This is a genomic window from Paraburkholderia saeva (assembly GCF_907164555.1).
GTDB classification, from domain to species: domain Bacteria; phylum Pseudomonadota; class Gammaproteobacteria; order Burkholderiales; family Burkholderiaceae; genus Paraburkholderia; species Paraburkholderia saeva.
In genome coordinates this window covers 163775-173650 of record NZ_CAJQZC010000011.1, presented here as the reverse complement: position 1 = coordinate 173650, position 9876 = coordinate 163775, and the positions used below count along the sequence as shown (strand labels likewise).

The window sequence follows — 9876 nt, the reverse complement described above, 5'->3', positions numbered from 1 at the left end:
GACTCCACGCCGATGATAGTGCGGATTGCCCGTGTGAAAGTAGGTAATCGTCAGGCTCCCCAGCAGCATCCGAAACCCCACCCCAAAAGTGGGGTTTCGGCGTTTACGGCGATCACTTATAAGTGAGAGCTCGTGGGTTTGGAACAGTCAAGCGGCGCTTGACAATAGGATGTTGTTCCCCCATAATCATCAGTTCTCTGCGGAGGGGTGCCCGAGTGGCTAAAGGGGGCAGACTGTAAATCTGTTGGCTTACGCCTACGTTGGTTCGAATCCAACCTCCTCCACCAGAATGCAAGTTGAAGCAGTTGGGAATCGATGGGCCCGTGCGGGTGTAGCTCAATGGTAGAGCAGAAGCCTTCCAAGCTTACGACGAGGGTTCGATTCCCTTCACCCGCTCCAGCGTCAAGAAGTAGCGCCCATGTGGCTCAGTGGTAGAGCACTCCCTTGGTAAGGGAGAGGTCGGCAGTTCGATCCTGCCCATGGGCACCAGCTGTAATCGGTGATTGTTTGCGCCCGGCGCAACGTACGGAAAAATCCTCTTAGGAGTCGAAAATGGCCAAAGGCAAGTTTGAGCGGACCAAGCCGCACGTGAACGTCGGCACGATCGGTCACGTTGACCACGGCAAGACCACGCTGACGGCAGCGATCACGACGGTGCTGACCAAGAAGTTTGGCGGCGAAGCGAAGGCATACGACCAGATCGATGCGGCGCCGGAAGAAAAGGCGCGTGGTATCACGATCAACACGGCGCACGTTGAGTACGAAACGGCGAACCGCCACTACGCACACGTCGACTGCCCGGGCCACGCTGACTATGTGAAGAACATGATCACGGGCGCAGCGCAGATGGACGGCGCGATCCTGGTGTGCTCGGCCGCTGACGGCCCGATGCCGCAAACGCGTGAGCACATCCTGCTGGCGCGTCAGGTTGGCGTTCCGTACATCATCGTGTTCCTGAACAAGTGCGACATGGTGGACGACGCCGAGCTGCTGGAACTGGTCGAAATGGAAGTGCGCGAGCTTCTGTCGAAGTACGACTTCCCGGGCGACGACACGCCGATCATCAAGGGTTCGGCCAAGCTGGCGCTGGAAGGCGACACGGGCGAGCTGGGCGAAGTGGCGATCATGAACCTGGCCGACGCGCTGGACACGTACATCCCGACGCCGGAGCGCGCGGTGGATGGCGCGTTCCTGATGCCGGTGGAAGACGTGTTCTCGATCTCGGGTCGCGGCACGGTGGTGACGGGTCGCGTTGAGCGCGGCGTCGTGAAGGTCGGCGAAGAAATCGAAATCGTCGGTATCAAGCCGACGGTGAAGACGACCTGCACGGGCGTGGAAATGTTCCGCAAGCTGCTCGACCAGGGTCAGGCAGGCGACAACGTGGGCATCCTGCTGCGCGGCACGAAGCGTGAAGACGTGGAGCGTGGCCAGGTGCTGGCCAAGCCGGGTTCGATCAACCCGCACACGCACTTCACGGCTGAAGTGTACGTGCTGAGCAAGGACGAAGGCGGCCGTCATACGCCGTTCTTCAACAACTACCGTCCGCAGTTCTACTTCCGTACGACGGACGTGACGGGCTCGATCGAGCTGCCGAAGGACAAGGAAATGGTCATGCCGGGCGACAACGTGTCGATCACGGTGAAGCTGATCAACCCGATCGCGATGGAAGAAGGCCTGCGCTTCGCCATCCGTGAAGGTGGCCGTACCGTCGGCGCCGGTGTCGTTGCAAAGATCCTCGAGTAAGCCAGTTACTTCTCGTAGGTCTTGATGTTTTCGGGGTTGGCGATGCCGTCAACCCCAAAATGGTTTAGGGGTATAGCTCAACTGGCAGAGCGTCGGTCTCCAAAACCGAAGGTTGGGGGTTCGATTCCCTCTGCCCCTGCCAAATTCTTGCGTCGCGTGTGGCGCACATTAAGGTGTTATGGCGAATCCTTCCGTCGAAACTGTAAATACTTCTGGCGACAAGCTGATGTTGATCGCTGGCGTATTGCTGGTCTTGGCCGGGTTCGTGGGGTTCTTCTGGCTTGGCGGCCAGGAATGGTACATCCGCGGAGCGGCCCTTGCTGTTGGCGCTATCGCTGGTGTCGCAGTCGGTCTTGTCTCTGCCCCCGGTAAGGGTTTCATTGCCTTCGCCAAGGACTCGTACAAGGAAGTGCGCAAGGTTGTCTGGCCGACTCGCAAAGAGGCGACGCAGACGACTCTCGTGGTCTTCGGCTTTGTGCTGGTTATGGCGCTGTTTCTCTGGATTAGCGACAAATCCATTGAATGGGCGATTTTCTCGGTGATTCTGGGTTGGAAATGATATGAGCGATACGCCGGCATCCCCGAGTGGTAAACGTTGGTACGTCGTGCACGCCTACTCCGGCATGGAGAAGAGCGTGCAACGTGCGCTTCAGGAGCGCATCGACCGCGCCGGCATGCAAGACAAGTTTGGTCAAATCCTCGTCCCGACTGAAGAAGTCGTGGAAGTGAAGGGTGGCCACAAGTCGGTTACTGAACGTCGTTTCTTTCCGGGCTACGTGCTCGTCGAGATGGAAATGACCGACGAAACATGGCACCTCGTAAAGAACACGGCGAAGGTAACCGGTTTCGTGGGCGGTGCGCGTAACCGTCCGAGTCCGATTTCTCCGCGCGAAGTCGAAAAGATCATGTCGCAGATGCAGGAGGGCGTGGAAAAACCGCGTCCGAAGACCCTGTTCGAAGTCGGCGAGATGGTCCGTGTGAAGGATGGCCCGTTCACGGATTTCAACGGCAGCGTCGAAGAAGTGAACTACGAAAAGTCGCGCGTCCGTGTGTCCGTCACGATCTTCGGGCGGGCAACGCCGGTCGAACTCGAATTCGGCCAGGTCGAAAAGCTTTAATTCAGATTTCTGCGAGGCGCATCATTCGACGCGGCTCGTATTTCGCGCTTACGGTCCGCGTAATGACCGTTGAGGAGCGTCAGTAGCCTGATTCACGGCGAAAGCGCGCTACTACTCACCTGAACGCTCGCGCGTTCCAATGAGGTTTTCAAAATGGCAAAGAAAATCATCGGCTTTATCAAGCTGCAGATTCCTGCAGGTAAAGCCAACCCGTCGCCGCCGGTCGGTCCGGCACTGGGCCAGCGCGGCCTGAATATCATGGAGTTCTGCAAGGCGTTTAACGCGCAGACTCAAGCGATGGAACCGGGTCTGCCGATTCCGGTCGTGATCACCGCATTCGCCGACAAGAGCTTCACGTTCGTTCTGAAGACGCCGCCGGCTACGGTTCTGATCAAGAAGGCAGCGAAGATCGACAAGGGTTCGGCCAAGCCGCACACCGACAAGGTCGGCAAGATCACGCGTGCTCAAGCTGAAGACATCGCCAAGACCAAGATGCCTGACCTTACGGCAGCTGATCTTGACGCAGCGGTCCGTACGATCGCTGGTAGCGCCCGCTCGATGGGCATCACCGTGGAGGGCGTGTAAATGGCCAAGCTTTCGAAGCGTCTGCAATCATTTGCAGCCAAGGTTGATCGCCAGAAGCTGTACGCGATCGACGAAGCCCTGTCGCTCGTGAAGGAATGCGCAAGCGCGAAGTTCGATGAGTCGATCGACGTCGCTGTGCAACTCGGTATCGATGCGAAGAAGTCGGATCAAGTCGTTCGCGGCTCGGTCGTTCTGCCCGCCGGTACCGGTAAGTCGGTTCGCGTTGCTGTGTTCGCACAAGGCGAGAAGGCTGAGCAGGCTCGTGCGGCCGGCGCGGAAATCGTCGGTATGGAAGACCTGGCAGAACAGGTCAAGGCCGGTAACCTGAACTTCGATATCGTGATCGCTTCCCCGGACACGATGCGCGTTGTTGGTACGCTCGGTCAGATTCTCGGGCCGCGTGGCCTGATGCCGAACCCGAAGGTCGGCACGGTTACGCCGGACGTGGCGACAGCCGTCAAGAACGCGAAGGCTGGTCAAGTCCAGTTCCGCGTCGACAAGGCCGGTATCATCCACGCAACGATCGGTCGCGCTTCGTTTGAACCGACGGCTCTGCGCAGCAACCTGAACGCGCTGGTCGATGCGCTGCAGAAGGCCAAGCCGGCCACGAGCAAGGGCGTGTACCTGCGTAAAGTTGCGTTGTCGAGCACGATGGGCGTGGGTGTCCGCGTCGATCAGGCAACAATCGCGGCGCAGTAAAGAATTCTTCCGCTGTGGCGCAAGCCGCAGCGGGTTTATGGGCTTTGGGCGGTCGTGAGATGGCAGTCTGCATCGAACGGCCGGTTATCAAAGACCGTTGGCGGGATCGCGGCAGGCGAGCGTTCCCTTAATGCAAAGCCAACGCAGATGGCGAACCCGAAATAGTTTTGTAGTGGTGATGCCGGTTGTCGTTCGCAACGCTGCGAGCACCCAACTGGCTGAAATACTCCTGACACGTCGGACGCCGTTGTTGAACGCGATACACAAGGCAACCGCCACGTGTATCGAATCTGGAGGCTAACCGTGCCACTCAACAAAGAAAGTAAGCAGGCCGTCGTCGCTGAGGTTTCCGCGCAAGTCGCGAAAGCCCAGACCGTCGTTCTGGCTGAGTATCGTGGGATTGCGGTTGGCGATCTGACCAAGCTGCGCGCGAAAGCGCGTGAGCAACAGGTGTACCTGCGCGTGTTGAAGAACACGCTGGCGCGTCGCGCTGTCGAAGGTACCCCGTTCGCTCCGCTGGCAGAGCAGATGACTGGCCCGTTGATCTACGGCATCTCGGAAGATGCGATTGCTGCTGCGAAGGTCGTCAATGACTTCGCGAAGGGCAATGACAAGTTGATCATCAAGGCTGGTTCTTTTGACGGCAACGTGATGGACAAGGCTGGCGTGCAAGCGCTTGCCAACATTCCGAGCCGCGAAGAACTGCTCTCCAAGCTGCTCTACGTTATGCAAGCACCTGTTTCCGGCTTCGCGCGCGCTCTGGCCGCGCTGGCTGAAAAGAAACAAGGCGAAGCGGCTTAACGCATTTCAGTTGGGCGTAACTGATCGCTGGCTGTATCCGAATTCAATTTAGGAGTATTTCAAATGGCAATCGCAAAAGATGACATCCTCGAAGCCGTAAGCTCGATGTCGGTTCTGGAACTGAACGAACTGGTCAAGGCGTTCGAAGAGAAGTTTGGCGTGTCGGCAGCTGCTGTTGCAGTGGCAGGCCCGGCAGGCGGCGGCGCTGCAGCCGTTGCTGAAGAGCAAACCGAATTCACGGTCAACCTGACGGAAGTCGGCGCGAACAAGGTTTCGGTCATTAAGGCTGTTCGTGAACTGACGGGTCTCGGCCTGAAGGAAGCGAAGGACCTGGTCGACGGTGCACCGAAGCCTGTTAAGGAATCGGTACCGAAGGCTGCTGCTGAAGAAGCCAAGAAGAAGCTGGAAGAAGCCGGCGCGAAGGCTGAAATCAAGTAAGTTTCAGCGCGCTGTGCGAAGGCTGGCGGTTTTCCACCGCCGGCCTTTTTGTGCTTTTTGGGGACAAAGTTCGTGCCGATGGTTTTCGGCAAGAATGCGGCCCCAGAAGCCAAAGAAAATCGCCCTTCGGTAGCGTTGACTGGCGTTTTTCTTTGTCTTCTGAAGCGACTGCAGAAGGCAAGTTTGGTCGGGTAGCGGGCAACACAGGCATCCGCTGCCGTCAGCCAGCGGTTGGTAGCGGCCAACCACCAAGCTTTCAGGCTCGTTCAAGCCATCATCGGACGGCCATCGGGTCTCAGTCGGTGAACACTCGGGTTGTCTCATCAAGGTATCCTGCCTCGACAACAATGCCCGCCGTGATTCGGAGATCGTATGCAATATTCCTTCACCGAGAAGAAGCGTATTCGCAAGAGTTTTGCGAAGCGCCCCATCGTTCACCAGGTTCCTTTCCTGCTGGCTACCCAGCTTGAATCATTCAGCACGTTTCTGCAAGCTGACACGTCGTCGACGCAACGCAAACCGGAAGGTTTGCAAGCCGCGTTTACGTCGGTTTTCCCTATTGTTTCCCATAACGGTTTCGCTCGTCTAGAGTTCGTCAGCTACATGCTGTCGCCGCCGGCATTCAACATCAAGGAATGTCAGCAGCGCGGTTTGACGTACTGCTCGGCCCTGCGCGCGAAAGTGCGTCTGGTGCTGCTCGACAAGGAATCGCCGAGCAAGCCGGTCGTCAAGGAAGTGAAGGAACAGGAAGTTTACATGGGCGAAATTCCGCTCATGACGCCGACCGGTTCGTTCGTCATCAACGGCACGGAGCGTGTGATCGTTTCGCAGCTGCACCGTTCGCCGGGCGTGTTCTTCGAACACGACAAGGGCAAGACGCACAGCTCGGGCAAGCTCCTGTTTTCGGCACGTATCATTCCTTACCGCGGTTCGTGGCTCGACTTCGAGTTCGATCCGAAGGACGTGCTGTACTTCCGCGTCGACCGTCGCCGCAAGATGCCGGTCACGATTCTGCTGAAGGCCATCGGCCTCACGCCGGAACAGATCCTCGCGAACTTCTTCGTGTTCGACAATTTCACGCTGATGCCGGAAGGCGCGCAGATGGAATTCGTGCCGGAGCGTCTGCGTGGTGAAGTCGCGCGTTTCGACATCACGGATCGTGATGGGAACGTGATCGTCCAGAAGGACAAGCGGATCAACGCGAAGCACATTCGCGACCTCGAAAACGCGAAGACAAAATTCATCTCGGTTCCAGAAGACTATCTGCTCGGCCGCACGCTGGCGAAGAATGTCGTCGACGGCGAAACCGGTGAAGTCATCGCGAACGCGAACGACGAAATCACCGAGACCGTGCTGGAAAAGCTGCGCGAATCGAAGGTGAAGGACATCCAGACGCTCTACACGAACGATCTGGATCAAGGTCCGTACATCTCGTCGACGCTGCGTATCGACGAAACCGCCGACCGCATGGCTGCACGCATCGCGATCTATCGCATGATGCGTCCGGGCGAACCGCCGACTGAAGAAGCAGTCGAGGCGCTGTTCAACCGTCTGTTCTACAGCGAAGACGCGTACGACCTCTCGAAGGTGGGTCGTATGAAGTTCAATCGCCGCGTTGGCCGCGATGAAATCATCGGGCCGATGACGCTGCAGGACGACGACATCCTCGCGACGATCAAGATTCTCGTCGAGCTGCGTAACGGCAAGGGCGAAGTCGACGACATCGATCACCTTGGCAATCGTCGCGTGCGTTGCGTCGGCGAACTGGCGGAAAACCAGTTCCGCGCAGGTCTCGTGCGTGTCGAGCGTGCGGTGAAGGAACGTCTGGGTCAGGCTGAAAGCGAAAACCTGATGCCGCACGACCTGATCAACTCGAAGCCGATTTCGTCGGCGATTCGCGAGTTTTTCGGTTCGTCGCAGCTGTCGCAGTTCATGGACCAGACCAACCCGCTGTCGGAAATCACCCACAAGCGCCGTGTATCGGCTCTTGGCCCGGGCGGTTTGACGCGCGAGCGAGCTGGCTTTGAAGTCCGCGACGTGCACCCGACCCACTATGGCCGCGTGTGCCCGATTGAAACGCCGGAAGGTCCGAACATCGGCCTGATCAACTCGCTCGCACTGTATGCGCACCTGAACGAATACGGCTTCCTCGAGACGCCGTATCGCAAGGTCGTGGACAGCAAGGTGACGGATCAGATCGATTACCTGTCGGCGATCGAAGAGGGCCGTTACGTTATCGCGCAGGCGAACGCTGCGGTTGCTGAAGACGGCACGCTGACCGACGAACTGGTTTCGTCGCGTGAAGCAGGCGAAACGCTGATGGTCACGCCGGACCGCATCCAGTACATGGACGTGGCGCCGTCGCAGATCGTGTCGGTGGCGGCTTCGCTGATTCCGTTCCTTGAGCACGATGACGCGAACCGCGCATTGATGGGTTCGAACATGCAGCGTCAGGCTGTGCCGTGTCTGCGTCCTGAAAAGGCCGTGGTCGGTACAGGTATCGAACGCACGGTGGCAGTCGACTCGGGTACGACGGTTCAGGCGTTCCGCGGTGGCGTGGTGGATTACGTCGACGCAGGCCGCATGGTGATCCGCGTGAACGACGACGAAGCCGTTGCTGGCGACGTCGGCGTGGACATCTACAACCTGATCAAGTACACGCGTTCGAACCAGAACACGAACATCAACCAGCGCCCGATCGTGAAGGTCGGCGATATCGTGTCGCGTGGCGACGTGCTGGCTGACGGTGCATCGACCGACCTCGGCGAACTGGCGCTTGGCCAGAACATGCTGGTCGCGTTCATGCCGTGGAACGGCTACAACTTCGAAGACTCGATCCTGATCTCGGAGAAGGTGGTTGCGGACGACCGTTACACGTCGATCCACATCGAAGAACTGAACGTCGTCGCTCGCGACACGAAGCTCGGACCGGAAGAAATCACGCGCGACATCTCGAACCTGGCTGAAGTGCAACTCGGCCGTCTCGATGAGTCGGGCATCGTCTACATCGGCGCAGAAGTCGAAGCAGGCGACGTGCTGGTTGGCAAGGTCACGCCGAAGGGCGAAACCCAGCTGACGCCGGAAGAAAAGCTGCTGCGCGCGATCTTCGGTGAGAAGGCTTCGGACGTGAAGGACACGTCGCTGCGCGTGCCGTCGGGCATGAGCGGCACGGTCATCGACGTTCAAGTGTTCACGCGTGAAGGCATCCAGCGCGACAAGCGTGCGCAACAGATCATCGACGATGAACTGAAGCGTTATCGCCTCGACCTGAACGACCAGCTGCGTATCGTGGAAGGCGACGCGTTCCAGCGTCTCGCACGGATGCTGACCGGCAAGGTCGCGAACGGTGGTCCGAAGAAGCTCGCGAAGGGTACGAAGATCGAACAGGCTTACCTGGAAGATCTCGACCACTACCACTGGTTCGACATCCGCCTCGCGGACGAAGAAGCAGCGGCACAGCTCGAAGCCATCAAGGACTCGATCGAACAGAAGCGTCACCAGTTCGATCTCGCTTTCGAAGAAAAGCGCAAGAAGCTCACGCAAGGCGACGAACTGCCGCCGGGCGTGCTGAAGATGGTCAAGGTGTATCTGGCAGTCAAGCGCCGCCTGCAGCCTGGCGACAAGATGGCCGGCCGTCACGGTAACAAGGGTGTCGTGTCGAAGATCGTTCCGATCGAAGACATGCCGTACATGGCCGATGGCCGTCCGGCTGACGTCGTGCTGAATCCGCTCGGCGTGCCGTCGCGGATGAACGTGGGTCAGGTTCTCGAAGTGCATCTGGGTTGGGCCGCGAAGGGTCTCGGCTGGCGTATCGGCGAAATGCTGCAGCGTCAGGCGAAGATCGCTGAACTGCGCGAATTCCTGACCAAGATCTACAACGAGTCGGGCCGCGCTGAAGAGCTGGATACCTTCACGGACGACGAAATCGTCGAACTGGCGAAGAACCTGCGCGAAGGCGTTCCGTTTGCCACCCCGGTGTTCGACGGTGCGACGGAAGAAGAAATGTCGCGCGCGCTGGATCTGGCCTTCCCGGACGACATCGCGAAGAACCTCGGCATGACGCCGTCGAAGAATCAGGTTCGTCTGTACGACGGCCGCACGGGCGAAATGTTCGAACGTACGGTGACGGTGGGCTACATGCACTACCTGAAACTGCACCATCTGGTCGACGACAAGATGCACGCACGTTCGACCGGTCCGTACTCGCTCGTCACGCAGCAGCCGCTGGGTGGTAAGGCGCAGTTCGGTGGCCAGCGTTTCGGTGAAATGGAAGTGTGGGCGCTCGAAGCGTACGGCGCATCGTACGTGCTGCAGGAAATGCTGACGGTGAAGTCGGATGACGTGACAGGCCGGACCAAGGTGTACGAGAACCTGGTCAAGGGCGATCACGTGATCGATGCTGGCATGCCGGAATCCTTCAACGTGCTCGTGAAGGAAATCCGCTCGCTGGGTATCGACATCGACCTCGACCGCAACTAATCGGACTACGGAG

General features: G+C 58.7%; 8 protein-coding genes and 4 tRNA genes. All 12 read left to right on the top strand.

What is annotated here, in order from left to right:
* Positions 1-201: 201 nt before the first annotated feature.
* The 12 genes from LPA36_RS25030 to rpoB all read left to right on the top strand — a co-directional run bounded on the left by LPA36_RS25030 (position 202) and on the right by rpoB (position 9863).
* Positions 202-287 (top strand) — tRNA-Tyr (locus LPA36_RS25030).
* 38 nt (positions 288-325) lie between these two features.
* Positions 326-399: transfer RNA gene (locus tag LPA36_RS25025), tRNA-Gly, on the top strand.
* Between the two features lie 15 nt (positions 400-414).
* Positions 415-489, top strand: a tRNA-Thr gene (locus LPA36_RS25020).
* A gap of 63 nt (positions 490-552) precedes the next feature.
* Complete coding sequence (gene tuf, locus LPA36_RS25015) at positions 553-1743, top strand: elongation factor Tu (RefSeq protein WP_063497539.1); 1191 nt, start codon at positions 553-555, stop codon at positions 1741-1743.
* Between the two features lie 66 nt (positions 1744-1809).
* Positions 1810-1885: transfer RNA gene (locus LPA36_RS25010), tRNA-Trp, on the top strand.
* A gap of 36 nt (positions 1886-1921) precedes the next feature.
* Positions 1922-2302: a preprotein translocase subunit SecE gene (gene secE, locus LPA36_RS25005; RefSeq protein ID WP_228882689.1), complete on the top strand. Its 381-nt coding sequence runs from the start codon at positions 1922-1924 to the stop codon at positions 2300-2302.
* A 1-nt stretch (position 2303) separates the two neighbouring features.
* On the top strand, positions 2304-2861 hold the full coding sequence (gene nusG, locus LPA36_RS25000; protein WP_027797944.1) for a transcription termination/antitermination protein NusG: 558 nt from the start codon (positions 2304-2306) through the stop codon (positions 2859-2861).
* A gap of 153 nt (positions 2862-3014) precedes the next feature.
* Positions 3015-3446 carry a 50S ribosomal protein L11 gene (gene rplK, locus LPA36_RS24995; protein WP_025496715.1) on the top strand — a complete coding sequence of 144 codons (432 nt, stop codon included), beginning with the start codon at positions 3015-3017 and terminating at the stop codon, positions 3444-3446.
* Positions 3447-4145 carry a 50S ribosomal protein L1 gene (rplA, locus tag LPA36_RS24990; RefSeq protein WP_228882687.1) on the top strand — a complete coding sequence of 233 codons (699 nt, stop codon included), beginning with the start codon at positions 3447-3449 and terminating at the stop codon, positions 4143-4145. It abuts the gene before it with no gap.
* Positions 4146-4448: 303 nt separating this feature from the next.
* Positions 4449-4946 carry a 50S ribosomal protein L10 gene (rplJ, locus tag LPA36_RS24985; RefSeq protein ID WP_228882685.1) on the top strand — a complete coding sequence of 166 codons (498 nt, stop codon included), beginning with the start codon at positions 4449-4451 and terminating at the stop codon, positions 4944-4946.
* Between the two features lie 63 nt (positions 4947-5009).
* Positions 5010-5384, top strand: a complete 375-nt coding sequence (gene rplL / locus LPA36_RS24980; RefSeq protein WP_228882677.1) for a 50S ribosomal protein L7/L12 — start codon at positions 5010-5012, stop codon at positions 5382-5384.
* Positions 5385-5756: 372 nt separating this feature from the next.
* A complete protein-coding gene (gene rpoB, locus LPA36_RS24975; protein WP_228882675.1) occupies positions 5757-9863 on the top strand; it encodes a DNA-directed RNA polymerase subunit beta in 4107 nt (1368 codons plus the stop codon).
* The last annotated feature ends 13 nt before the right edge of the window (positions 9864-9876 follow it).